This is a genomic window from Carboxydothermus pertinax (assembly GCF_001950255.1).
Lineage (GTDB): Bacteria > Bacillota > Z-2901 > Carboxydothermales > Carboxydothermaceae > Carboxydothermus > Carboxydothermus pertinax.
Genome location: NZ_BDJK01000043.1, coordinates 1 through 25,197, shown reverse-complemented (window position 1 = coordinate 25,197; position 25,197 = coordinate 1). Strand labels below are relative to the sequence as shown.

Sequence of the window (25,197 nt, the reverse complement as noted above, 5' to 3'; positions counted from 1 at the left end):
ATATTGAATATATATATTAGTTTAGTATTGAATATTTATTTTAGTTTAGTTTACGAATCGGTCCCGAGAAAGGAGTAAAGCTATGAATAATACTTTCTTAAAAGCTTGCCGCCGGGAAGAAACTTCCTATACCCCGGTTTGGCTCATGCGTCAGGCCGGCCGCTACATGGCCGAATATATGGAAATTAGAAGTAAATACTCTTTTTTAGAAATGTGCAAAACCCCCGAACTGGCAGTAGAGGTAACGCTGCAGCCGGTAAGAAAGTTAGGGGTCGATGCCGCAATCTTGTTTGCCGATATTCTTTTACCCTTGGAGGGAATGGGCATTGGCTTTCGCTTTGCTAAAGATGAAGGTCCGGTAATCGAAAATCCCGTTCGAACCATAGATGATGTGAAAAAAGTTCGGATAATTACCCCTGAAGAAGATGTGCCGTATGTTTTAGAAGCTATAAAAATATTACGCCGGGAGCTTGCTGACAAAGTTCCGCTTATTGGCTTTTCTGGCGCTCCCTTTACTTTAGCAAGTTATATTATAGAAGGGGGCGGTTCCAAAACTTACGTCCAGTGTAAAAGACTTATGTGGGAAGCGCCGGAAGCCTGGCATGAACTTTTAAGCAAGATTGCCGAATCCACGGTGCGTTACTTAAAAGCCCAAATTGCAGCCGGAGCTCAAGCGGTTCAGGTTTTTGATTCCTGGGTGGGAACGCTTTCTCCCCAAGATTATAAAAAATATGTCCTGCCCCACAGCAAATATGTTTTTGATAATTTAAAAGATGCCGGCGTTCCGGTCATCCACTTCGCTAACAATGCCGGCAGCATGTTAGAATTAATTGCTGCCGCTGGAGGGGATGTAGTAGGCCTTGACTGGCGGGTAAATTTGGATACCGCCTGGCAGACCGTAGGCTTTGACCGGGGAGTGCAAGGAAATCTTGATCCTATAGCTCTCTTTGCTCCCAAGGAAGTTATTCGGAAAAAAGTAAAAGACATTTTAATAAAAGCCGGCAAACGCCCGGGACATATCTTTAACTTAGGTCACGGCATTCATAAGGAAACTCCGGTGGAAAAAGCTCAGTATCTGGTGGAAGTAGTCCACGAATTAAGCAGCTTAAGTTATGAAGAACTTTTGGAGGCTTAAAAATGAAGGCCGTAGTTTTAGTAGCCTTTGGCTGCCCGGATAGCCTTGAAAATATTGGTCCCTTTATGTCTAAAATTATGGGCAAAATCCCCCCGCCGCCGGTGGTAGCTGCAGTCCGCGGCCGCTATGAAAGAATTGGCGGAAAGTCTCCTTTAACTGAAATAACCCAAAAACAAGCCAAAGCTTTAAAGGTAGAACTTGGGGAAGGTTACCTGGTAGATTTTGCTTACCAGTACTGGTCGCCGGAAATTCCAGAGGTTGTTTCTAAGCTTGTTTTAAAAGGGGTAAAAGTAATTTATTTTCTGCCAATGTCTTCTTTTAATTCCAGCGTTTCCACCGGAGCTTATCAAAAAACTATTAAAAGCTTGGAAAATCGGTTTCCTACCGTTAAGTTTTTTTTTAGCGGGGGATTGGCTTATGAACCACTCTTTATAGAAGCTCACCGGGACCTTTTGCAGAAAGCCCTAAAGACTTATTCTCCGGAGGATTCCGGTATAATTTTTACCGCCCATAGTTTACCAAAAAACGCCATAGAAAAGGGAGATCCCTACTTTGATGAATTTTTAACCGCTGCAAAGAAGTTAGGGAGTTCTTTCCCTTTTCCCTGGGCGTACGCTTTTCAAAGTAAAGGTAAGTCCCAAGGGGAATGGCTTTCCCCGGGGGTCGAAGAAGTAATTGCCGAATTCACCACCAAAGGAATAAAAAATATTGTCATAGACCCTATTGGTTTTGTTGCCGATCATGTTGAAACCCTTTACGATTTAGATATTGAGCTTAAAGAAAAATTTTCTGACGTTAATATTAAACGGCTTTCAGCCTTAAACACTCATCCATATTTTATCAAAGCTTTAAAGCAGCTGGTCTTAAAACTGGAGGGATAAAATTGTCTGATTTCTTGGTTATAGGCGGTGGTATAGCCGGTCTTGCTGCTGCCTATGAACTTTTTCGGGAAGGACAGGATTTTATCTTAATTGAGGAAGACAATTATTTTGGCGGAAAAGTTAAAACTAACTTAAGAGATGGCTTTGTTATTGAAGGCGGCCCCGACTGTTTTTTATCAGAAAAACCGCAGGTGTTTCAAATTGCCCGGGAGTTAAAATTTGAAGATAAAATAATTGGCACTAATGACGAATTTAAAGGTACTTATATTCTTTCTAAAGGTCGGCTCCACGAACTTCCCGAAGGCCTGATGATGATGGTACCAACCAAAATTATTCCTTTTGTTTTAAGCCCCTTAATTTCCTGGCCGGGAAAAATCCGCATGGGCTTAGACTTATTTATTCCCCCAAAAAAAGATGATAGTGATGAAAGTTTATACAGCTTTGTCACCCGGCGCCTCGGGAGGGAAGCTTTAGAAAAAATTGCTGAGCCACTAATTGGCGGCATTCACGCCGGTACCCCTGAAGAAATGAGTATTAAAGCAACTTTTCCCCGTTTCGTGGAAATGGAAAAAAAATACGGCAGCTTAATCAAAGGAATGCTTACCGCCAAAGCTCAAGCGGTTAAAAAACCAAAAACAAAGTCAAAAACCACGTATTTCATGAGCTTTCAAAAAGGGATGGGGGAACTTGCCGAAAATATAGTGGCAAATCTTCCAGAATATAAACTTTTTTCCGGCAAAAAAGCCATTAAGATTTCTTATAAAAATGGAAAATACCAGACCTTTTTAAGTGACGGAGAAGTAATTGAAAGTAACCATGTTATCTTAGCGGTACCTTCATATGTTGCCGCCGAGCTTCTTGAAGAACTAAACAGCGACCTTGCCGGGCTTTTAACTCAAACCGGTTTTGCTTCTTCGGCTACTATTACTTTAGCTTACAAAAAAGCTGATTGGCCTTTTGCAGTAAATTCCTTTGGTTTTGTTGTACCGCGAATTGAAAAGCGTCATCTTATGGCGATTACCTATAGTTCGGTCAAATGGAACCACCGGGTACCCTCTGAGGACTACCTATTAGTCCGTGGCTTTTTAGGCGGGGCGGTAAATCAGGAAGATGTATTTTTACCGGAAAAGGATATGGTCGATCTTGTTTTAAGAGAAATAAAAGATATTCTTGGGGTTCAAGCCAAGCCGCTTTTTTACGAAATCTTTCGCTGGCCTAAAGGTATGGCCCAGTATAAGGTTGGCCACTTAGAACGCTTGGCAAAAATTGATAAGCTGGTAGAGGAAATGCCGGGCCTCGCTCTAGCCGGCAGCTCCTACCGGGGAATTGGCGTTCCTGACTGCATAAAAAGCGGCCGGGAAGCGGTAAGACGCCTCTTAAATAATATTTCTTAAAATTAGATCTGGAAAAAGCCAAATTACTTAATAAAGTAGAGAGGGTGAATATCGTATAAATATTCACCCTCTTTTTTAAGTAGACTAATTTAAAAAACTTTAGCCATTCTTTCTTCCAGGAGGAACGAAACTTCGCTTGAGGCAAAGCTTCCCATTTCCCGCATAACTTTAGTCGCGGCTTCTAAGAAGAAAGCTCCAAATACTCCTCCGGTGCCCTCTCCAAGGCGCATTTTTAAGTTGAGATAGGGGGTTAAACCTAAATATTCCATCATTAATTTATGCCCCGGTTCTTCGGATAAATGGGAAGGGAAGAGAAAATTTCTTACTTCATTTTTTAAGGTAACGGCTAACATTGCCGCTGCCGTAGAAATAAAACCGTCAATTACTACCGGCACTCTTTGAGCTGCTGCCCCAAGAATTAAACCGGTAAGGCCTCCTATTTCAAACCCGCCAACCTTGGAAAGAACATCAACGGCATCGGTTTTATCCGGCCGATTTATCTTTATCCCTTTATTAATAACCTCTATTTTCTTCTTGAAAATTTCCGCGTTAATTCCCGTTCCCCGGCCCACTGCCTGTTCCACGGGTATATCCATTAAAACCGCTAAAATAGCTGCCGAAGGGGTAGTATTGCCTATTCCCATATCCCCGGTGATTAGAACCTTACTTCCAGCGGCAATCAAATCCTTTGCCACCTCAATCCCCGCCAGTATTGCCTTTATAGCATCTTCCCGGGACATTGCCGGTCCTAAAGTAAAATCGGCGGTACCAGGACGTACTTTTTTGACAATGAGTCCGGGTAAATTAAGATCCTCCTTTATTCCCATATCGACAACCTTAACTTCCACCCCTGTGTGTCTTCCTAAAACGTTAATTCCGGCGAGGCCTTTTAGAAAACAACGGGTCATCTGCGCCGTAACTTCCACCGGCGCTACACTTATTGTATGCTCGGTTACCCCGTGGTCACCGGCCATTACTACAACCGTTTTTTTGGATAAATCAGGAGCCAGTTCCCCGGTAATCCCGGCTAATTTCACCGCCATTTCCTCTAAAACCCCAAGGCTTCCCGGCGGCTTAATTAAGCCGTCTAAGTGTTTTTGCGCTTTTTCCATGGGTTCTGGGTAAAGCTCTCCAATTTGGTTTAAAACTTCTGTTAACATAATCCATCTCCCCCTTAAAGCTATAAATTTAAAAGCCCACAGCAGTAGTACTGCTGTGGGCTTTACCATCACCCACGCCCAAGCGGTATCGCCGAACCGCTAAAGCTCCACCTTTTGGCAGGTCTTCTGGCTCCCGGGTCATAGCTTTTTGGTAAGACCTTCCCGCAAAAAGCAGTGGCCATACCAGCTCACCGGTTACAGCGGCGGGACCGCGCAGGATTCGCACCTGACTTCCCTATTCTCCCCTAAAGGGGCACCAAAAGGCATTTATGAAGTTTTTTATTATCATTTCGCTATTTTTTTAAAAATTCCTTTTTTTGTCCATTAAATTTTTAATACGGCCAGGGATAAGTTAAATAACCATGTTTTAAAAGGCAATTCCTTAAAGCAATGCCACCAATTAGTTGAGCAACCGCAAGGGCCCCAAATCCCCAGGACAAAAAGTTTCCGGTAAAGAACATATAACCGCTAAGAATTAACGGAAAAAGTAAACCCACTACTAAAAAGCCCACTTGAAAATTAAATTTCTTCCACATTTCATGAAAACCGTACTGGGCTTCTACCGGGCCGTTATGGGCATGCTCATAAAAAGCAATGAAACCTCCCGAAATCACCAGATTTGCCATAAACACTGCTAAGTTAAAAATAAACGCGAAAATCTCTGAACCCGGGCCAAACATAGCCGGCACAGCAGAAAAAGCAACCCCAAAACTATTTATTAAAAACAATACCGGCAAAAGAGGTGTATGCCACAGAGGCACTGACACCGGAGCAGAAATCAAGCCTCCGGAAATCACCGGAAATAAGAATCCGGCTAAAGCTCCTATACCGCCAAACAAAAGCCGTAAGCTTTCCAAGACCGGTATAGAAACGTAAAACGGCAAAACATATAACAAAGCACCGCCAAAACTTAAAGCAATTAAAACTACGTCCCAGGAAATCCCGGAGGTTTTAATATTATTTAAAGAATATATCGCATTTAGTGGCCGCTCTAAGTCAAGAAAAAGAAGGGTCAAACCCGCCAAGGCAAAAAATCCCATCCCAATAAGCATGCCGTAATTTCCAACGATAGACCAGCTAAAAAGGTAATGCAAAATAAACGAAAGAGAAATAAACGCCCCACCTATACCTCCCAGCAGCAAGTAAACCGCTAAAGGCCACTCATAAGCTTCCTGGCGTTCAAAAGGTAGAGTATTTTCAACTGACATCGGCTGTCCCCCCTTTAGTAAATATAAAAGACCTTGGGTTTGGTATTTAAATCCGGTCTTAAAGGCTTAGCAATTCCTGCAGCCACCAGTTTGGCCACTTCGCTATTGGGGTCATCTAAGTCCCCAAAAATCCTGGCTTTTGCCGGACAGGTAGCCACACAAGCTGGCTCCAGGCCTCTTTCTACCCGGTCAAAGCAAAAAGTACACTTGTCAATATGCACCACATTATGCTGGGATAATTCTCCGTGAATTTCTAGGTTTTTGGCAACATCGTTCTTATCATAAACATACCGGGCCCCATAAGGGCAGGCTGCCATACAGGCTTTACAACCAAGGCAGGTATCGTAGTTTACAAGGATGCTGCCATTTTCATCCCGGATCGTTGCCTGAGATGGACAAATGGTTAAGCAGGCCGGTTCTTCACAGTGCATACAAATTGTTGGAACAAAATGCCGGCCGGTATTGGGATATTCCCCTTTTTCGATATCCAACACCCGGGTGCGCCATTTATCGGACCAGTAAGGGGTCTGGTTTTCGGTGGCACAGGCAGCACTGCAAGCCTGACAGCCGACGCAGGTTCGAAGGTCAATTACCATTCCGTAGCGTGCCATTGTTCTCCTCCTTACTTTATTATCCTTACAGTAAATTCCTGAGACTTAAAACCGGTCACAAAAGGTTCAACTTTGTAAGGCACTAAATTGTTTATAGGTGTACCAACCCCCGCTGTATTTTCTAACATGGGGTTTTTCGTACCAAAGCTTGAAGCAATAAACACGGTATCCGGCCGCACCATCTCCGTTAAGAACACTACTGCTTTGGCGGAATACTCCGGATTTTGAACGTTTTCCAGTACTACCACATCGCCATCTTTTAGTTTTAAGCTTTGGCCTTTTTTCCGGTTAACCCATACCCCTAAAAACTTCCCACCTTTTACTTTAGACAACGCCATTAAAAGCGGGTTGTTGGAGTTGGTAGAAGCATAAGACACTGTTGGTACTTTTCCGTAAACAAAGTGAAACTCGTTAGCCGCAAGTTTTACTTCTTTTGTTTCCGGCGGAATATAAACAAGTCCCGGATCCCAGTTTTTCTGATAACCATACATTTGGACAAAACCCGCCATTAAATAGGAGTAGAACTCCAGCCGCCCGGACATGGTAGGAACCGGCAGGTGTTTTAAAAGGGTTCCATGCTCCATTAACTGTTCCTTGGTTTCTACTAAGATAACTCCTTTTTCCCGCATTTCTTGTTCGAGCTTTTCAGGAGTGGTTTTTAGCATCTTGGCATAATGTTTAAACGAAACGTTACGCATGGCCCGGGTAAAGGTTTGTTTTCCTTCTAAAGCTTTACCCACTTCCTGTTTAATGTCTTCATGGTCAAAGCCAGCTAAAGCCGCTACCGTGGCCATGAATTTTTCTAAGTTTCCAAAGCCAATGGCAAACTCAAATAAAATATCTGCGGTACCTTTAGCCTGCTCTGGTCCATCTACTGCTTTAAACCGTGTGGTATAAGCTAAATCCGGCGAGGGACCTGCTCCATAAATAAACGGTTCATCCCGCTCGATATAGTTTAAGTTAGGTAAGATAACGTCCGCATATAAGGTAGTATCGGAGGGCAACACGTCAACAGCCACCACAAGAGCCAGGTTAGGATTGGTTAGGATTTCCTGCCAGCGGCTTTCGGGATAGTAGTGGCGAATTGGGTTCGAGGCATTTAAGATAATTGTTTTAATGCGGTACGGCTCACCGTTAAATATTAATTTACCTTCAACTGCCTCTTTTATACCGTAATCGGAAAAGGCGGGAAAAACAATAGTTTCCTTGCCTTCGGCTTTATCCTGCATAACCTTGGCGATAGCATAATGGGGATGACCATGATACCAGGAATTAGGATCAAAAAGTATTCCTGAGGCTTTTAAGGGGAATTGGATTCCCGGAAGATACAATACCGGCCCTTCCTCCCCGGCTTTCATTTTTTCCATCGCCTGCATAATTTTTTCCCGGTATTCGGCCGACATTAGCCAGCCGCCAGCAGTATCAATACCGCCAACTAAAGCTTGCAGCATCGCCTGAAGTCTTCTAGTATTAATAACGTTTTCATAGCGAGCACCGTGCCAGCCGGGATCCATCATCGCCGGCCTAATCATCCCAAATTCCACCGCAATTCTTTCAATAGTTTCGGCAGGAATTCCGGTTTCCTCAGCCGCCCATGCGGGAGTATATGGTGCCGATTGTTCTATTAAAAGTTCAAAAACAGTTTTTAATTTCTGGCCGTTAAAGGTTACTCCCTCCGGTAAAGTTAAGGCCGGTCGAATACTTTTCCCCTCCACATCGGTATAATTATGGTTAAAGTAACCAGGAATTTTCCGAATTTCTCCGGAAATTTCATCATAAACAAAAAAGGCTTTGGGATATCCCTGCTCGTTTTGCTCCATAAAGGGCACAAACATACCTTGATGTTCAATCATTAAAAACGGCATGTTGGTATGCTTGACCACATATTCCCGTTCAAAAAGCCCGCGCCGCAAAATAACATTAATCATTGCCAAGAAAAAGGCACTATCGGTTCCCGGTTTAATGGGAAGCCACTCGTCAGCCTTGGCCGCCAATTCCGAAAGCCTGGGGTCTAATACAACAATTTTTGCTCCCCTTTTTTTAGCCTCGGCCAGTCTAACCAGGCGGCTGGTAGAAGCGGCAGCAACTCCGGAATTGGTCATAGAAAAGATAATATACTTGGCGTTTTCAAAATCCGCTAAAACTTCATCGTGGATGTTAAAGTTACCAGTAACCATATCGGTTCCCAAATGGCCGCTGGCCACACACTGCTGCATTGGAGCTGCTACAATATTGGGGATACCGTTAGCAATGGCAAAGCCCAGAGCTAAAGGCATATAGAAAACACAGGAGGTCCATCCGCCCATCATGGTAATTTCCCAGGGCATAACCTGGTGTTCCTGCATTTTCTGCATAATGTAGCCATAAGCTTCTTCCCAGGTAGCCGGTTTAAAGTTCCATTCACCCCGTTTACTTCCCGGAACCCGGATTAAAGGTGTAGTAAGCCTGGCTTTGTCATAAGTCTGGCGAAAACCAGCCTGTCCCCGGGCACAAGCTTTTCCCCGGTTAAGAGGACTCCTTTCATTACCATCAATTTTTACCGCAACCTTTTTCCCGTTAGTCTCTTTTACACCTACTTTCAGGTTGCAGACAGTGGAACAAAAGTTGCAGATTGTTGGTACCCACTCCACCTCCCTTGAGGAAGAGCCTTGTTTCTTCTTTACTTCCTCCACCTTTTTTGGATTCATGCAACCAAAAACCCCCTTAGTTTAAACTATAAACCTTCTCTTTAAGGATACTTTATTTAATGGTCAAGAGCAAAAGGCAAATTTCGTATATTCTTGTGCTTTTTTTCGCTATATCTTGCTTTTTTATTATTAAGCCTGCTTTTTCGCATATTTTGATAATAATTTTGTAAATTTACGCTATTATTAAATTATTTTTTTAAAAAAATTTACTATCCCCTATTGTTAAAAAAGGAGAAATAGTTTATAATACCAGAAAATTGGAATTGTAGTTTTGTAGGATGGGTAGTTTAGATTGTAGGACAAAGCAGGATGGTAGGAAGGGAGAATATATTAGTATACTCCCTTGGGGAGTTTTTTTACTTTTCGCCCTTCCTCCCTGCAAAATTTTCCAAGGGAGGTTTTTTATTTATGATTGTGGTTTTTAAAAAATCCGCTACCCGCGAACAAATTGAAGCAGTAAGAGAAAGGCTTTTAGCTTCCGGGCTTACCCCACATCTCTCCGAAGGGGTTGAGCGAACTATTATCGGGATTATCGGCGATAAACGGAATTTAGCCGATTTAAACCTGGAATTAATGCCGGGGGTAGACACTTTAGTCCCAATCTTAAAGCCGTACAAACTTGCGAGCAAAGAGTTTCGGGAAAAAACAGAAATTAAAGTTAAGGGAGAAATAATCAGTCCTGATAATTTTATCATTATTGCAGGGCCCTGCGCCGTTGAAAGTAAAGAAAATCTGCGCCTTATTGCTCAGTTTGCCAAAAATAAAGGTGTCAAGTTTTTACGAGGTGGTACTTTTAAGCCCAGAACTTCACCCTACTCTTTCCAGGGATTAGGCGAGGAAGGAGTAAACATCTTACACGAAATTGGTCAAGAATACGGTTTAATAACTGTCACGGAAGTGTTAGAAGTCAAAGACGTCGAATTTGTGGCCAAGAAAATTGATATTCTTCAAGTTGGGGCCAGAAACATGCAAAACTTTGCTCTTTTAAAAGAATTATCCCAAGTACAAAATCCTGTAATCTTAAAACGGGGACTGTCCGCAACCATTGAAGAGTGGTTATTAGCCGCCGAATACCTGTTAGCAGGAGGAAACCAAAAAGTTATTTTATGTGAGCGCGGGATAAGAACCTTTGAAACTGCTACCCGTAACACTCTAGATTTAAGTGCAGTAGCCTTAGTCAAGCAGTTGTCTCATCTTCCGGTAATCGTTGATCCCAGCCACGCAACAGGCAAAAGAGAGCTAATTTTGCCTTTATCCCGGGCAGCTTTAGCCCTTGGAGCCGATGGCCTTATGGTTGAAATTCATCCTGAACCGGAAAAAGCTTTATCTGATGGTGCCCAATCTTTAAATTTTCAAGAGTTCTCCGAGCTTTACGACGAGCTAATAACCTTACAGCAGGTCCTGGAGGAGTTTTAATAATGAACAAGATCAAAATAGGCATTGTTGGCTTAGGCTTAATAGGTGGGAGCCTGGCCCGGGCCTTTAGCCACCTGGGCTATCAAGTTTATGGTATTGATAAAAATCCTCAATATGTTGAGCTTGCTTTTGAGGAAAAGGTAATAGTAAATAATAAATCGGATATGAACCTTTTGACTAACTGTGATGTGGTTTTTCTGGCAACCCCCCCCGAAATAACCTTAAATCTCATTCCAACTCTAAATATTTTAAATCGTAATACCATAATTACCGATACTGCCAGCATAAAAGGGGAAATCATGAAATACGCCAACGAAACACTGGGAACATGCCGGTATTTTATTGGTGGTCATCCCCTAACGGGTATGGAAAAGGCAGGTTTTACCGCCGGACACCGTTTTCTTTTTGAAAACAGCTATTACTTTCTAACTCCTGAAGCCAATACACCAAAAGAAGTGGTTGAAAAATTAAAATCTCTTTTAGAAGAAATAGGCGCCTTGGTAATCATTACCGACGCCCAAACTCATGACCAGTTAACGGCTCAATTAAGCCATCTACCCCACGCCATAGCCTTTTCGTTATGTCGAATGTGCCAAAAGGAAGAAGAAAAAGATTTATTAATGAAACTTGCCGCTGGTGGTTTTAGAGACCTTACCCGCATTGCTTCCTCAAGCCCGGAACTCTGGGGGGAAATTTTGTTATACAACCAGGAGGAAGTTATAAATAGCATAAATTTATTTATCGAAGAACTTCTCACTTTAAAAGAATTAATTATCGCTAAAAACAAAAAAGCTTTAATAAATTTCTTAAACGAAGGTCGGGAATTTCGTATAAACTTAAGCCAAAACGGCAAAGGTTATCTCCTTCCCCTTTACGACCTTACTGCCAATATCCCCGATCGCCCGGGTATGCTAGCAAAAGTAACCGGTTTATTGGCACGCTTTCGAATCAACATTAAAGATATTGAAATCTTAAAAGCCCGGGAAGGCGACGGAGGAGTCTTAAGACTTTCCTTTGCTACCTTTGAAGAGCGACAAAAAGCTTATCTTCTTTTAGAAAAAAAAGGCTTTAAACCAGTTTTACGGTGATTTTCTTTAGGAGGTGTAAATCGGTGGAAGTTGTAAAAGGTATAAGAGGCGCTATTACAGTTACAGAAAATTCAGCAGAAGCTATTGAGGAGCAAACAAAAAAACTATTAACCGAAATTTTTTTGCAAAATAATCTCAAAAAAGAAAAGATAATTTCCATCTTTTTTACTTTAACTCCCGACTTAAACGCCCAATTTCCGGCAACAGCAGCTCGCAAAGCGGGACTTACAGAGGTACCCCTTCTTTGTGCCCAGGAAATAGCTGTTCCTGGAAGCCTTAAAAAAGTAATTCGAATTTTAATTCTTACCTATCTCCCTGAAAACCAAAAGGTACATCATCTTTATCTTGAAGGAGCTAAAGTTTTACGGCCTGATTTTTAAAAAGTAATAGCTCCCGGGAGCTCCTCTAAGCGGTCATAAAATTGCTCGTAGGAAACCTCTACATCAGTTAATCCAAAAAAAGAAGCAAATTTTTCCATATTTTTTTTATTTAATTTATTTTTCCCCTGTAAAAATGCTAAAAACTCGGCAAAAGTATTGTTAGGTGTCAGAATAGCTTCATAAATTTCTTTTAATTCTTCCCGGCCATAATCTTCAGGCTCAAAGCCTGCAATAGGATCGTTGTAAAACTCATCCACCACTTTGCCGTCAGAATACAAGATAAAACTCCAGCTTTTATCCCCATCGGATTCGAGAAAAAATGCTTTGGTTTGCAAGACAAGCGTTAACTCTTCGATAATTTTTTCACCTAAGGACGAATTTTCAAATAAAATTGTCACCCATTGGCCCCGTTGGGGTAACATAATTACCTGGCTTTCCTTTTTCCTTTCGGCAATAAATTCTTTAATAAAATTATAATCATAGCTTCTAACCTGAAAATTTTCAAAGTACATTTTCCTTATCACCTTCTATTTATAAAGTTTTATTCTTTGCATAACCTTTTTAACTTTATTTTAACTATTTCACCCTAGTTCCATTAACATTTTAAGTGTATATTATTATTCGATGCCATAACATACCCCATTCTTTCCAATACCCCTTTAGGGGTATTAATTTTATTCCCCCATTAATAAAGCCTCCAGAATCTGGAGGTTTGCTTTTTCATTTTGCGATGTAGCCTTTTTCTCTTCTGCCCGTTGAATTTGCGGAAGCGCACTCCCATACTCCCCACAAATATCTACTCCCCAAATTCTATATTTATTTTTTAGCATGGCAAGGACTTTAAGTAACTGTTTTAACCTTAACTCCCCTTGCTCCCAGGTAGTAGTCGAATCAAGGGGATGTAAAACGTCTTTATCAATGCTAATATAAATATCCGAAATTTTAAGAGTTTCTTCTATTTTAGCAAATAACTCATCTTCAGCATAAAATTCGATTGGATATTTCGTAGTCGGTACCTTTTTACCTTTAGGAGCTAACAGTATTATCTTTTCACCTGCTAAATTAGCACCAAAGCTTTTTAACCCTGATAACTCCGTAACACCTACTACCAAAATTTGTTTTACCTTGTCAAGGGCAGCAACATTTAAAAGCCACGACCCACACGAAATATAACCGGAAAAGGTAGGCAAAAAATCGGGATGATTATCAAAAACCACAACACCTAATCGGGGAGCTGGATTATTTTTTACCAGGTAATAAGTAAGGTGATGGAATTCTCCTGTTCCGCAAAAATTTATTCCCAAAACTGTATTCCCTAGTTTCTGGCAGCTAACATGATAATTAGATAAATTAGTCCAAATCTTTAAACGATGATCTCCTGGTAAAGTATAAATTTTGGGTTTGAATTTAAGAAGAAGGTTTTCCTGGACCATTACACTGCCATCCAGGTCAATTACCCCCACATCTTTAAAAACCAAACCCACATTTTCGTCCTCCCTAGCTTAAGGCTTTTAAAAACAATTCCGCACTCCCCCAGTTGGTAGCAATGGGAACATTGTGAACATCACAAACCCGCAATAGGGCCGTTATATCGGGTTCGTGGGGTTGAGCTGTTAGAGGGTCCCGGAAAAAGATAACAAGCTTTATCTCCCCTGACGCCACCATCGCACCAATTTGTTGGTCTCCCCCAAGGGGGCCGGATAAAAAGCGGTGAATTGAAAGTCTAGTATTTTCAGCCAATATTTTTCCGGTAGTTCCGGTAGCATAAAGTTCATGAAGGTCAAAAAATTCTCTATAGGTTTTTACAAACTCCAGAAGATCGTCCTTTTTGTTATCATGGGCTATCAGAGCAATTTTCATATTTCTCCTCCTTAACTTTTTGAAATGGTATAAACAGCAGCCAGTATAAAGACCGCTCCTAAAGTTGATAAAAAAGTAAGCTTTTCCCCTAAGATTACAAAAGCCACAATAACCGCTACTACCGGTTCAACTAAACTTACTATACTAACGGTAGTTGAGGTTAAATAATTCATGCTTTTAAAGTAGAGAATAAAAGGGATAACCGTAGCAAAAATAACAATATATGCTATTCCTACAATATCTCTTAATGCAAAAATTTGCTTTAAAAGACCAACTTTAGGGGGAATTAACAGCCACCAAAAAATTGCGCTAAACAGCCAACCGTATGCTAAAACCGTTAGCGGTGAAAAGCGTTTTAATACTTTTTTACCATAAATAATATAAAAACTCTGGGAAAAAGCTGAAAGCAGACCAGAAATGATACCAATCAAAGGCAGCTTCAGCCCTCCATTTTTGGTAACAATTAAAAAACTTCCCACCATGGCCAAAAAAACGGCCATTAACTTCTTAAAGGTCATCTCTTCGGTTTTAAGTATAAGGCCAAAAATCGCTACAATTACCGGCGATAAATACTGGAGAAAAACCGCTGTCGCCACGTTGGTTAAGCTAATTGTATAAAAATAGGTCATCTGAACTAATCCCAGGCCAAAAATACCTAAAAATAAAAGAGGCAAGATATCATTTGGGGCAATCTTTATTTTTTCTTTTCTGAAAAAAAACCAGAGAAATAATAAAACTGCACTTGCTGTTAGTCGAATTTGCACTAAAACTACTGGGCTCAGGTTATTTATTAATAAATAGCGGGTAACTGTGCCATTAATTCCCCAAAGGGTTGTTGCTAAAACAGCTAAAAAAAGACCTTTCTTAAAATTCTCCTCTCCCAATCCCAAAACCCCCGTTTTTATCAATAATTATATCATTTTTCTCAGGGAAAAAGACAATAAAAAAAGGTGGCTTTTTTGCCACCGGTGGAGGGATTTAAAGAACAGCCCCGCTTTTTGCTTGTCCTTTTTTTCCGTATGAAATTTTAAATGAAGTAAAAGCCTTTTATCCATTACTACTTTAACCTTCCGCAAAATCTTGCATTTCCTTCATTATTTCTCTTACTTATTTCATTGCTGTGTCTAGACTTCGTTTTTACTTTAAGTATTTCAACAATTCTCCCTTAGCTACTTGTCAACTTTTACAGGACTATTGTTTTATGTTTTTTAATTTTTACTTCAATCCGCCCAAGTTCTCTGTTAAGAACTAAAGCGGGAGCTGTTTTTTAAATTCAGGGACAGCTATCGGGAGGAGGGGATTGGGAGTGGGGAGGGGGGGACCTCATTAAATCCTCCCGAGTTGTCCGTACGCTTAAATAATAAATGATAATTGTTACTGTGTTATTAAGACAATGTTAAGTAATTGTTACAAATAATGAGTTTTTTCGACATATTTCGACTTGTCTATTTACCTTTTTCTCCTCTATTATTGTATCTTAATTTTTGTTAAAATGTATATAAATTCCTAAGGAGGTGCTTTTTATATGCTACTTGCCACAAGCGGCCGGCTGGACGGCTACAAAGTTACCAGGTATTTGGGCATTGTAACCGGAGAAGCAATTATGGGAACAAACATCATCCGGGATTTTCTCGCCTCAATAAGTGACATTGTAGGAGGCCGTTCGGGAGCTTATGAACAGCAGCTAGAAGAAGCCCGGCAAATAGTTTTAGCCGAAATGACCGAACGGGCAAAAAGACTTGGCGCTAATGCAGTTATTGGTATATCACTGGATTACGAAAGCATCGGCCAAACCATGTTAATGGTTGTTGCTAACGGAACCGCTGTCTATATTGAACCGGATCTAAGCTAATTTTTCTATTTTTTACCGCTTGCACTGTCTTACATAAAAACTTATAATAGTTTAGCAACAAAAATGAATAGCTGCGAGTAAGCCGGATGACCGCAGGGAAAAATCCCTGAGGAAAGTCCGAGCTCCATAGGGCAGGATGCCGGGTAACGCCCGGTGGAGGCGACTCCAAGGAAAGTGCCACAGAAACATACCGCCGGCGCGAAGCGCCGGTAAGGGTGGAAAGGTGAGGTAAGAGCTCACCAGCGGGCAGGTAACTGTCCGGCTAGGCAAACCCCATCCGGAGCAAGACCAAATAGGGGGACTATAGAGTGGCCCGCTCTGTCCCCGGGTTGGTCGCTTAAGGCCTCTGGCAACAGAGGTCTCAGATAGATGGTCATCCTCGACAGAACTCGGCTTACAGGCTTACTCGCAAAAAAATTTAGTTAATTTTTTATGTCGTTATAAAGCCCATCGGTAGCTATCCTAATCTTTTGGTGGTTGCAGTTATAATTCTTGTACCTTTTTATTAACTAGGGTAATACAACAAACGTTTACAATGCGGACATATCGCACCTTCCCCCTGTCCAAGCTTTAACTTTTTAGTAAGTTCAAAGGGCAAACTCATAAAACAACCGTAACAGGTTTCTTTATCTACTAAAGCCACCGGATTTCCATACTTTTCTTTTAATTCCTTGTATTTTGCATAATAAGGATTTTCCGTAAGTCTTTCTTCTTCTCTGTTAAGCTTTTGCCTTAAAGCTTCTAGATTTCGTCTATATTCTTCCTCTTCAAACTTTATTTCCTCTTGCCACTTTAAAAGCTTGTCTTTTTCGGCAATAAGATTTTCCTTTAGTTTTTTTGCCTCTTCCTTTAACTCTTCTTCCCGGGAAATCATGTCAAGTAAGCGCTCTTCTTTATCGGTCTTTTCATTTTTTAATAATTCAAGTTTAAATTGATACTGTTCTATTTGCTTTAAATTGGTTCCCTCCCCGTAAAGCTTTTGGTCAATTTCTTTAATTTTGTTGGCTAATCCCAACAACTCTCTTTCCAGGCTTTTTATTATCTTTTCAGTCCGGGTTAGCTCATTTTTTAATTCATAATACACATTACGCATATTTTCCCAGGCTTTTCGGGCGTTTTTAAAACTCTGACGGTTTATTGCTATACGGTCATCACCGGCAAGCTTACGTTCCTCTTCTTCTAATAGCATAAATTCATATAACTCACGAATTCGCTGCAAAATATTACCCCCCGAAATTTACCAAATAGTTAAATACCGGCTCCCTTTTCTCCATTATCCACTTTAACCCTTTTACCTTCTGCAAAAGTGGAACTATTAGCTGATAAAATATTTTTTCCGTTTCCCAATGACCGGCATCGATAAAATTTAAACCCGCATCGAGCATCGCAACTGCCTCATGGTACTTTATATCACCGGTAATAAAGACATCGGCACCGGCAAATTTGGCCTTTTGCCAGTAGTTTCCACCAGCACCCGAGACTATCGCCACTTTTCGCGAAAATGAATCCAGATTTCCCCCATATCTCAAATTCTTGAGCTCTAATCTTTCGGCTACAAAAGCCAGTAACTCTTTAAAACTTTTCTTCTTAGTTACGCCTATCCTCCCCATACCACCTAAATACTGTTTATTTTCTAAAGGGTAGATATCATAGGCAACTTCTTCGTAAGGGTGAACTTTTAACATTGCTTTTAGTACCCGGTTTAAAAGTTTTTCTGGGACAATAGTCTCTACTTTTACTTCTTCGACCTTTTCAATTCGCCCCACTTCCCCAATAAACGGACTTGCTCCTTCCAGAGGTAAAAAGGTGCCAGTACCCCGGGTATTAAAGGTACAATGGGAGTAATTACCGATGAAGCCTGCCCCAGCTGCTCCCATTGCCTCTCTAACTATCTCCCAGTGAGATTCTGGCACAAAAACCGAGAGTTTATAAAGTTTTTCATATACTTCCTCCCCTAGCGGTCTTATTTCAGAAAGCTCCAGTAACTCTGCCAGGTAATCATTTAATCCGTCTTTAGCTATGTCTAAATTAGTATGGATACTATAAACCAAAATTTTATTTTCCAATAATTTCAAAAGGGGTAATGATTCAGCTTTATCAAAGGTAAGGGAATTTAGCGGTTTAAAAAAGAGCGGATGGTGGGTAATTATTAGGTCTACTCCTTCCCGCAACGCTAACGCCACTGTATCGGAAGTAATATCTAACGCCAGTAAAATTTTAGTAACTTCTCTCTCAAAATAAATTTGCCAACCAGGATTATCCCACTCGGCAGCAAGTTTTCGGGGAAATTTTTTTTCAATAACCGAAGCTATCTCCTGGGGATGGGCCAATTTGCCAGCACCTCCTCGATAAAAGCTAATATCTCCTTTATCTCACGTATTTTTTCCTCATGCATCTTTTGGGCCCGGCTTAGATTTAGTAAAATTTTTTCATATTTTATTTTTTGCGTTATTAAATATTTTCGCGCTAGCTCATCTCCTCTTCGTATTAATAGAGGCCCTAATCCCAACTCTATTTTGTTTGCAATAGTTATAAATCCTGCTTGGGCTACAATGATTTCGTAAAGCCGGCTTTTTTCTATAACCAGTTCTTCCTCTATAATTTGATAACCGTTAGCCCCAAGCATAATTCGTAAGTCAAAACTATCAGCCATTGGTTGTAAAATTAAGCGAACCTCTCGGGCTACTTCCGGCCTTTTTTTAATTATTTCGGCAATATTATTCCCGCCTATACCGGCAATTACCACACTTTTAACTTCCCCGGGTTTTAAAGGATATAATCCATCCCCCAATCTTAAATCAATTTTGTCTAAAAGGCCGTAATCTACCACAACCTTACGGGCACGGCTTAACGGCATTTCCTTTAAATCAGTTGCAATTACCCGGGGGCAAAGGTTATTTAAAACTAGGTAAATAGGGAGTTGGGCATGATCGGTTCCAATATCCGCTGCCGGTTCCCCGGATATCACATAAGAAGCCATCGTCTTTAATCGTGCCGATAACTGCATGATTCCTCCGTTAGATAATTTATACTTGCAACTATTATACAGTATTTGTACCAAAAAAGGTAGTTAAAAACAAAAAACCCCAAACCTTAGTGGTTTGAGGTTTAATTTTCACTGGTGGGCGGTGACAGGATCGAACTGCCGACCCCCTGCTTGTAAGGCAGGTGCTCTCCCAGCTGAGCTAACCGCCCGTGGTGACCCCACCGGGATTCGAACCCGGGTTACCGCCTTGAAAGGGCGGTGTCTTAGGCCTCTTGACCATGGGGCCACATAACTTAACTTTCGAGCCTTCCGGCTTTAACATGGTGGGCCCACCAGGATTTGAACCTGGGACCTACCGGTTATGAGCCGGCAGCTCTACCGCTGAGCTATGGGCCCGAACTCTTGTGTCCTTGCGACATGATTTATTATAGGAAATATTTTTAGTTTGGTCAAGAAGTTTTTAAAAGATTTTTTAGGTATTCTTTTACTTTTATTCTAGATAATCTTTTAATTTTTTACTCCTACTTGGATGCCGTAGCTTTCTTAGAGCTTTAGCTTCAATTTGTCGAATCCGCTCCCGGGTCACCCCAAAAATTTGCCCAACTTCTTCTAAAGTCCGGGCCCGCCCGTCATCCAAACCAAAGCGAAGTCTTAAGACCTTTTGTTCCCTTTCGGTTAAAGTTTTTAAGACCTCGTCTAACTGCTCGCGCAGCAGTGTAAAAGAAGCTTCCTCTACCGGAGCTTTGGCATCAGGATCTTCGACAAAGTCTCCAAGATGCGAGTCTTCTTCTTCTCCAATTGGAGTTTCTAAAGATACAGGCTCCTGGGCAATTTTCATAATTTCCCGGACTTTATCTACCGAAATGTCCATTTCTTTAGCGATTTCTTCCGGGGTTGGCTCTCTTCCTAGCTCCTGTAAAAGGTTTCGCGACACCCGAATCAATTTATTGATAGTTTCTACCATATGAACCGGGATACGAATGGTCCGTGCCTGATCGGCAATAGCCCGGGTAATAGCCTGGCGAATCCACCAGGTAGCATATGTGGAAAATTTATAGCCTTTGCGGTAGTCAAATTTTTCTACCGCTTTTAATAAACCAAGATTCCCTTCCTGAATTAAATCCAAAAACAGCATACCCCTGCCTACATACCGTTTGGCAATACTTACCACCAGGCGTAAGTTGGCTTCTGCCAACTTTCTTTTGGCTTCTTCGTCGCCCTCTTCCTTCCTTTTGGCAAGCTCAATTTCTTCTTCCGGTGTCAGCAAGGGAACGCGGCCGATTTCCTTTAAATACATCCGGACTGGATCGTCAATAGCAATCCCTTCCGGTATGGTTAAATCCAAATCGACCTCGTCAACAATGTCGGAAGGTTTAAAATCTACATCACCATCTAAATTATCAATGGGGTCAATTTCTAACTCTGGTACTTCCGGCACCACTTCTATACCCTGGTTTGCAAGGTATTCATACAGTTCATCGATCTGCTCCGAGTTTAAATCAACATTTTGCAAAGTGTCGAGCAAATCATTATATGTCAAAACCCCGCGTTTTTTGCCTTTCTCAACAATTTCCATGAGTTTTTCGCTTTGCATTATTTCCTTCATGCCGCATTCCCCCCTTTCTGGGTTAATTTTTTTGAGTTAGTTGTTGAAGTTTATTAATTAATAACTGGAGCTTATCCCAGTTTCCTTCCTTTTCTGCCAGGGAAATTTCCAGGGTTAACTTTTGTATTTGCTGTTTTTTATAATGTTCCTCCAAATACCGAACATATCCTTTATACAAAGTTTTAGGGTCCCCTGGTGGACAATTTATTCGTAAATAGGCCATATAGCTATATAAAGGATCTTCCTGAGTGGGAAGATTATTTTCTTTTAAGCGGATAAATAGTTCTTGGTTTTTTCCTTGAAACTCATAAGAAAAAAAATCTTTAAGAAAATCCTCTCGATATTCAGGATATTCTAATAACATTCCTAGTAACTCTGTTTCAACTTTTAAAAGGCCATAGTTTTTATTTTCATTACTGATATTTTCTCCAAAGCTCGAGTTTTTTAAAGATTTTTCCTCATTTTTGGTAAGTTCCCGGCGAATTTCATCTAATAACGTTCCCTCGCTTAATTGAATTAGACTAGCAATTTTCCCTATTCTTTCGGCAAACAATGCCGGTGATTTGTCATATTCTGCCACAAGGTAAGGAAGAAGCTTTTTTAAGATAGCGGTTTGTTCATTTAAAGTTAAGTTGTTTTTTCCTCTAAGCTCTAGCTCTAAGAAAAACTCCACCGGAGTCAGGGCTTTATTTATTTCCTCCAAAAAAGCATCTTTTCCTCGGTTTTTAATTAACTCATCAGGATCCTTAAACTCCCTTTGTCGAAGTACCTTGACCGTAAGTTCAGACTTATCCCGGACCAGCATTTGGGTAGCTCTTAGAGCAGCTTTTTCTCCCGCCGCATCCTGGTCATAGGCCAGAATTAACTCTTCAATAAACCCATAGTTTTTTAAAAAATTTAAATGCTCTTCGGTAAAAGCAGTTCCCAGGCAAGCAACCACATTTTTTATCCCCGCTTGGTGCAGAGAAATAACATCAAAATAACCTTCTACTAAAATAGCTTGCCTTTTTTCTCTAATAGCAGTACGGGCTTGTTTAAAACCATAAAATAACTTTCCCTTATCAAAGATCACCGACTGTGGCGAATTATAGTATTTGGGTTTTTCATCTCCTAAGGCCCTGCCCCCAAACCCCACCACGCGGCCTTCCCGGTCAAAAATCGGAAAGATAATCCTTCCCGCAAAGCGGTCGTAATAACCTCCGGAATAACTTTTAGCCACAACTCCTATTTTAACCAATTCCCCGGGATTGTAACCTTTTTTAGCTAGAAAAACCGGTAAAGCGGTTGGGGAAGGGGCATAACCTAACATAAACTCTTTAACTGTTTCTTCAGCGATTCCCCTGCTTTTCAGGTAATCTTTAGCTTTAATGGCCAATTTTGTATTTAAAGCTTCATGATAAAATTTAGTTGCCAGCATTAACATCCGGTATAAAGGTTCATATTTACTAAAAGTCTTACTCGTTTCCGGTAAATCAATATTGTATTTTTTAGCTAAATACGAAACGGCTTCTTTAAAATTTAATTTCTCCTTCTCCATAATAAAACTAAAGATATCGCCGCCTCGCTGGCAACCAAAGCAATAATAGAGATTTTTTTCCCTTGATACCGAAAAAGAAGGTGTTTTTTCATTATGAAAAGGACAAAGGCCTACGTAATTTCTACCAGATTTTTTAAGTCTGGTATATTCGCTTACTAAATCAACTAAATCGACCTGATTCCTAATTTTTTCTACAACCTCTTGATAGGACACGGCCTTCACCGCTCTCTTAATAATAGTTATTCTCTTTTTTTTCGCTTTTTCCTGCTTCTTCGACAAATAAGTTTTAGGTTAAAGGATGAGGTATAAACAATTCTTTATATACTTTTAAAGCATAACGGTCAGTCATACCGGCAATATAGTCCGCTACAGCTCTCTCGGGTCCTTCGTTTTTAACGATATTTTGAAATTCCTCGGGTAATTGATATACATTTTCCAAATAATGTTCATAAAGCATTTTTATAAGAGATTTGGCTTTCTTCTCTTCTTTTTTGGGTTCACTGCCAATATAAACGGTTTTAAACATAAAGCTTCGAAGTTCAAGCATTGCCCATTCTATTTCTGGGCTCATTATAATTTGGGGTTTATTTAAACTACTCTTAATTACATCAGTTACCATGGTGTTAATCCGGTCCCGATGCCGCCTGCCAAGAATTTTTATACAATCTTTGGGTAAATCTTCTTCCTTTAAAACCCCCGCCCGGATGGCGTCATCAATATCGTGATTGATATAAGCGATGCGGTCGGCAAGCCGCACTATTTGCCCTTCTAGGGTCGAGGGAGGTTCTTCGCTCCAGGTGTGCTTTAATATTCCTTCCCGTACTTCCCAGGTTAAATTTAACCCATCCCCTTTTTCTAAAACATCCACTACCCTTAAACTTTGAGCATTGTGCTTAAAGCCCCCGGGTAAAAGCTTGTCTAACTGTTCTTCTCCAGCATGGCCAAAAGGAGTATGCCCCAGGTCATGGCCAAAAGCTATGGCCTCAGTCAAATCTTCATTTAAAAATAAAGCCCGGGCAATAGTTTTGGCAATTTGGGCAACTTCCAGGGTATGGGTTAAGCGCGTCCGGTAATGATCCCCTTCCGGGGCAATAAACACCTGGGTTTTATGTTTTAACCGGCGAAAGGCCTTGGAATGGACAATCCGATCCCGGTCCCGCTGATAAGCGGTACGGATCGGACATTCCTCTTCCGGTTTCAGCCTTCCTTTAGTCTGCCGGCTCTTGGCCGCATAGGGAGATAATTCTCTAAGCTCCCGCTCTTCAATGGTCTCCCGGATTAACATAAATTATCGCTCCGTTAAAATAAAGTAACCTCCCGCTTTTCCCTTAAACTTTCGGTAGCTTTAGCTACCTCCAACACCCTTTTTACTAATATCTCAAGCCTTTTAACACCGTTTTGCTCCTCTTCGGCCGGACGGGTAAAGCACGCCCCCTGGTGTCCGGCATCGGCGGTAAACAAACCATCGCCTACTACGGTCATACCTTGAACCAGCATCATGTCGTGGAGGGTAGATATAGTGGTCTCCTGGCCCCCGAAGCGCGAACCGCCAACGGTGGCCGCCGCTCCCACTACATTAACAAGAAGCTTTCTGTCCCTAAGTCTTCGGGTTTTATCCCAAAAAGCTTTTAATTGCGCCGATACAGTGCCGAAGTAAACCGGTGAGAGCATGATTACCGCATCAGCAGAACCAAGCTGAAGATAGGCAGCTTCTAATTCCGTTCCCTTGTAGCAAACCCCCGAACAAGGTGCCGAGCAATGGATACAGTAAGGGATTTTTTGGCGGCGCATAATTTCATCAACATTGATAATTACAGTTTCTGCATTATACTCACTGGCAAGATTTTTTATTACCCCCGCAAGATAAGTACAGTTGCCATTTTTATTAGGACTTCCGTTTAAAACTACAACTTTCATTTATATGCCTCCTTTATACCTTCCTATAAATACGATTTCCATGGCTCTTTTTCCTTCATAAAATTTAATTTTAACAAATTCTTAAGCATTTTGTAATATTTTGTAGCTTTTTATTTTTTCGTAAATCGGTCCTTCAGGGGTTAAAATGCTTTTTATTAAGTAAAAATTTTTAAAAGAAAATTCTTTGGGGTTAAAATTTGGTAAAGCTAAATTTTTTATTTCCCCTTTTACCCTGCCTATGGTTAAATGGGGCACAAACGGCTTTTCGTCAAAAGAAACATTATTTTCTTTTAAATTTTGACGTAAATTCTCGGCTAAAGTTAAAAGCCCGGGACTTTCGATTTTTAAAAATAAAACTTTAGGCTTTTTTAAATTGGGAAAAGCCCCAAAATCTAGTACTTTGATTAATGACTCTTTGACTTGAGGAACGCTCTTTGCCGCCCGGTCAATTTGCAAAAGCTCCTTTTCCTCTTTTTCCCCCAAAAAAGCTAAAGTTAAGTGGTAGTTCTCTTTTGCTACCCACTTAACCCCGTGGTACGTAAATAAAGGTGTTATATCCTGATAAATTTCTTCTTTTAATCCATCGGGAAAATCCACTGCAAAAAATAAACGCATCTTTATCCCCCGCAAATATTAAAAATTAGGTATATTTAATATTAGCTAAAAAAGAAAAAAATCCTTTTTTAGTCCCTAAAGAAAAGAAAAAACCTGCCAATGCAGGAAAAATTGATTTTCTATTATAGAGTTTGATACTAAGCTCGCGAAATCAAACAAGAGTAAGGATTTTAGAAAAATAGCCAACAAAAGAGACCTCCTGCCCGTCAAAAAGGTCTTTTCTACTGTTCTGAAACAGCAATCGCCAAAGGGGGAGGCCGGATGTAAGATGCATTACAATTGTTCCTCGACGGTTATTTCCAGACTTTCACCACAAACGTTTTGGCGATACGGTCATGCAAAGCCCGTTTCTGCGGATCAAAGGCAGCCATCAAATATCCGATAAAAAGAATCAGTGTCGACAAAAATTTGCCTACCGTTTCCCGTAAAAGGATGGCCCCCCACGAGTTCGGTCCGCCGTCCTGGCGGATGACACGGATACCCAAAGCCATCTTGCCAAGGGTTTGCCCCAAAATCACAGTCATGACCACGTAATAAATAATAGAAACAATACTTTGCAATAAATCGATGACGGGAGGCGGATTGAAAATATCCACTCCCAGGAGCACATTGATCAAGGTAAATGCAGCAAACAAAGCGATACTATCAAGTACCGCCGCCAAAAAGCGAACCCAGAAACCAGCGTACTGCTGCCTATGTTCCGATTCCATGCCGTGCGGCGCCTGAACCGGAAACGGGTTTGTCTGACTAAGCTCTTCCCCCCGTTCTAACTGCACCGTCCGAGACCCCTGAAAAAAGTATTATAAAAAATAGAAAATGTAGAATAAAATAACAATAGCCCCTAAATTTATGATATAATTTATG

General features: G+C 40.9%; 24 protein-coding genes, 3 tRNA genes, 1 other RNA gene and 1 riboswitch. Of the genes, 8 read left to right on the top strand and 20 right to left on the bottom strand.

Features of this window, described 5'->3' with window-relative positions:
- The first annotated feature begins 82 nt into the window (after positions 1 to 82).
- From hemE to hemG, 3 genes are read left to right on the top strand one after another with little or no spacing between them, the layout of a single operon-like run.
- Positions 83 to 1,135, top strand: coding sequence for a uroporphyrinogen decarboxylase (hemE, locus tag cpu_RS09580; protein ID WP_075859784.1), 1,053 nt, complete (start codon positions 83 to 85; stop codon positions 1,133 to 1,135).
- A gap of 2 nt (positions 1,136 to 1,137) precedes the next feature.
- Positions 1,138 to 2,016: a ferrochelatase gene (gene hemH, locus cpu_RS09575; RefSeq protein ID WP_075859783.1), complete on the top strand. Its 879-nt coding sequence runs from the start codon at positions 1,138 to 1,140 to the stop codon at positions 2,014 to 2,016.
- Positions 2,017 to 2,018: 2 nt separating this feature from the next.
- A complete protein-coding gene (hemG, locus tag cpu_RS09570) occupies positions 2,019 to 3,410 on the top strand; it encodes a protoporphyrinogen oxidase (RefSeq protein ID WP_075859782.1) in 1,392 nt (463 codons plus the stop codon).
- A gap of 89 nt (positions 3,411 to 3,499) precedes the next feature.
- On the opposite strand, the gene cobT is transcribed toward hemG, so the two are convergent.
- The 4 genes from cobT to cpu_RS09550 form a co-directional block, all read right to left on the bottom strand.
- On the bottom strand, positions 3,500 to 4,570 hold the full coding sequence (gene cobT / locus cpu_RS09565; protein WP_075859781.1) for a nicotinate-nucleotide--dimethylbenzimidazole phosphoribosyltransferase: 1,071 nt from the start codon (positions 4,568 to 4,570) through the stop codon (positions 3,500 to 3,502).
- A gap of 99 nt (positions 4,571 to 4,669) precedes the next feature.
- Positions 4,670 to 4,846, bottom strand: a riboswitch (cobalamin riboswitch).
- A gap of 56 nt (positions 4,847 to 4,902) precedes the next feature.
- The gene (nrfD, locus tag cpu_RS09560) at positions 4,903 to 5,778 is read right to left on the bottom strand and encodes an NrfD/PsrC family molybdoenzyme membrane anchor subunit (RefSeq protein ID WP_075859780.1); all 876 of its coding nucleotides are present in this window, start codon (positions 5,776 to 5,778) and stop codon (positions 4,903 to 4,905) included.
- Positions 5,779 to 5,792: 14 nt separating this feature from the next.
- A complete protein-coding gene (locus cpu_RS09555) occupies positions 5,793 to 6,389 on the bottom strand; it encodes a 4Fe-4S dicluster domain-containing protein (RefSeq protein ID WP_075859779.1) in 597 nt (198 codons plus the stop codon).
- 11 nt (positions 6,390 to 6,400) lie between these two features.
- Positions 6,401 to 9,076: a molybdopterin-dependent oxidoreductase gene (locus cpu_RS09550; protein WP_075859778.1), complete on the bottom strand. Its 2,676-nt coding sequence runs from the start codon at positions 9,074 to 9,076 to the stop codon at positions 6,401 to 6,403.
- A gap of 408 nt (positions 9,077 to 9,484) precedes the next feature.
- Here cpu_RS09550 and cpu_RS09545 point away from each other — a divergent pair, with 408 nt between their 5' ends.
- Genes cpu_RS09545 through aroH form a run of 3 tightly spaced genes read left to right on the top strand, consistent with a single transcriptional unit; the run spans position 9,485 to position 11,960 of the window.
- Positions 9,485 to 10,492, top strand: coding sequence for a bifunctional 3-deoxy-7-phosphoheptulonate synthase/chorismate mutase (locus tag cpu_RS09545; protein WP_075859795.1), 1,008 nt, complete (start codon positions 9,485 to 9,487; stop codon positions 10,490 to 10,492).
- Positions 10,493 to 10,494: 2 nt separating this feature from the next.
- Positions 10,495 to 11,580 carry a prephenate dehydrogenase gene (locus tag cpu_RS09540; protein ID WP_075859777.1) on the top strand — a complete coding sequence of 362 codons (1,086 nt, stop codon included), beginning with the start codon at positions 10,495 to 10,497 and terminating at the stop codon, positions 11,578 to 11,580.
- Positions 11,581 to 11,603: 23 nt separating this feature from the next.
- Positions 11,604 to 11,960: a chorismate mutase gene (gene aroH, locus cpu_RS09535; RefSeq protein ID WP_075859776.1), complete on the top strand. Its 357-nt coding sequence runs from the start codon at positions 11,604 to 11,606 to the stop codon at positions 11,958 to 11,960.
- On the opposite strand, the gene cpu_RS09530 is transcribed toward aroH, so the two are convergent.
- The 4 genes from cpu_RS09530 to cpu_RS09515 all read right to left on the bottom strand — a co-directional run bounded on the left by cpu_RS09530 (position 11,957) and on the right by cpu_RS09515 (position 14,704).
- The gene (locus cpu_RS09530; RefSeq protein ID WP_075859775.1) at positions 11,957 to 12,472 is read right to left on the bottom strand and encodes a hypothetical protein; all 516 of its coding nucleotides are present in this window, start codon (positions 12,470 to 12,472) and stop codon (positions 11,957 to 11,959) included. The two genes, aroH and cpu_RS09530, sit on opposite strands and share 4 nt — an antisense overlap.
- 162 nt (positions 12,473 to 12,634) lie before the next feature.
- Positions 12,635 to 13,444 (bottom strand): arginase family protein, encoded by an 810-nt coding sequence (locus cpu_RS09525; RefSeq protein ID WP_075859774.1) that lies wholly within the window; start codon positions 13,442 to 13,444, stop codon positions 12,635 to 12,637.
- 13 nt (positions 13,445 to 13,457) lie between these two features.
- Positions 13,458 to 13,820, bottom strand: a complete 363-nt coding sequence (mgsA, locus tag cpu_RS09520) for a methylglyoxal synthase (RefSeq protein ID WP_075859773.1) — start codon at positions 13,818 to 13,820, stop codon at positions 13,458 to 13,460.
- Positions 13,821 to 13,831: 11 nt separating this feature from the next.
- A complete protein-coding gene (locus cpu_RS09515) occupies positions 13,832 to 14,704 on the bottom strand; it encodes a DMT family transporter (protein WP_075859772.1) in 873 nt (290 codons plus the stop codon).
- A 641-nt stretch (positions 14,705 to 15,345) separates the two neighbouring features.
- Between cpu_RS09515 and cpu_RS09510 the strand changes: the two genes are divergently transcribed.
- Positions 15,346 to 15,672 carry a YbjQ family protein gene (locus tag cpu_RS09510; protein ID WP_075859771.1) on the top strand — a complete coding sequence of 109 codons (327 nt, stop codon included), beginning with the start codon at positions 15,346 to 15,348 and terminating at the stop codon, positions 15,670 to 15,672.
- A 74-nt stretch (positions 15,673 to 15,746) separates the two neighbouring features.
- Positions 15,747 to 16,085, top strand: an RNA gene (rnpB, locus tag cpu_RS09505) — RNase P RNA component class A.
- A gap of 92 nt (positions 16,086 to 16,177) precedes the next feature.
- Here the strand turns inward: rnpB and cpu_RS09500 are convergent.
- The 12 genes from cpu_RS09500 to cpu_RS09445 all read right to left on the bottom strand — a co-directional run bounded on the left by cpu_RS09500 (position 16,178) and on the right by cpu_RS09445 (position 25,109).
- Positions 16,178 to 16,891 carry a zinc ribbon domain-containing protein gene (locus cpu_RS09500; protein ID WP_075859770.1) on the bottom strand — a complete coding sequence of 238 codons (714 nt, stop codon included), beginning with the start codon at positions 16,889 to 16,891 and terminating at the stop codon, positions 16,178 to 16,180.
- Positions 16,892 to 16,895: 4 nt separating this feature from the next.
- Entirely contained in the window at positions 16,896 to 18,002 is a 1,107-nt protein-coding gene (locus tag cpu_RS09495) for a Nif3-like dinuclear metal center hexameric protein (protein ID WP_075859769.1), read from the bottom strand.
- The gene (locus cpu_RS09490) at positions 17,981 to 18,679 is read right to left on the bottom strand and encodes a tRNA (adenine(22)-N(1))-methyltransferase (protein WP_077177289.1); all 699 of its coding nucleotides are present in this window, start codon (positions 18,677 to 18,679) and stop codon (positions 17,981 to 17,983) included. Before cpu_RS09490 ends, cpu_RS09495 begins: the two co-directional genes overlap by 22 nt.
- A gap of 112 nt (positions 18,680 to 18,791) precedes the next feature.
- A tRNA-Val gene (locus tag cpu_RS09485) sits at positions 18,792 to 18,867 on the bottom strand.
- 1 nt (position 18,868) lies between these two features.
- A tRNA-Glu gene (locus tag cpu_RS09480) sits at positions 18,869 to 18,944 on the bottom strand.
- A gap of 35 nt (positions 18,945 to 18,979) precedes the next feature.
- Positions 18,980 to 19,054: transfer RNA gene (locus tag cpu_RS09475), tRNA-Ile, on the bottom strand.
- Positions 19,055 to 19,148: 94 nt separating this feature from the next.
- A complete protein-coding gene (gene rpoD, locus cpu_RS09470; RefSeq protein WP_075859768.1) occupies positions 19,149 to 20,264 on the bottom strand; it encodes an RNA polymerase sigma factor RpoD in 1,116 nt (371 codons plus the stop codon).
- Between the two features lie 22 nt (positions 20,265 to 20,286).
- A complete protein-coding gene (gene dnaG, locus cpu_RS09465) occupies positions 20,287 to 22,014 on the bottom strand; it encodes a DNA primase (protein ID WP_075859767.1) in 1,728 nt (575 codons plus the stop codon).
- A 73-nt stretch (positions 22,015 to 22,087) separates the two neighbouring features.
- The gene (locus tag cpu_RS09460; protein ID WP_075859766.1) at positions 22,088 to 23,086 is read right to left on the bottom strand and encodes a deoxyguanosinetriphosphate triphosphohydrolase; all 999 of its coding nucleotides are present in this window, start codon (positions 23,084 to 23,086) and stop codon (positions 22,088 to 22,090) included.
- A gap of 14 nt (positions 23,087 to 23,100) precedes the next feature.
- A complete protein-coding gene (locus cpu_RS09455; protein WP_011343389.1) occupies positions 23,101 to 23,718 on the bottom strand; it encodes a flavodoxin family protein in 618 nt (205 codons plus the stop codon).
- Positions 23,719 to 23,799: 81 nt separating this feature from the next.
- Positions 23,800 to 24,333 carry an RNA 2',3'-cyclic phosphodiesterase gene (gene thpR, locus cpu_RS09450; RefSeq protein WP_075859765.1) on the bottom strand — a complete coding sequence of 178 codons (534 nt, stop codon included), beginning with the start codon at positions 24,331 to 24,333 and terminating at the stop codon, positions 23,800 to 23,802.
- Between the two features lie 293 nt (positions 24,334 to 24,626).
- Positions 24,627 to 25,109: an RDD family protein gene (locus cpu_RS09445; RefSeq protein ID WP_077177287.1), complete on the bottom strand. Its 483-nt coding sequence runs from the start codon at positions 25,107 to 25,109 to the stop codon at positions 24,627 to 24,629.
- Positions 25,110 to 25,197: the final 88 nt, after the last annotated feature.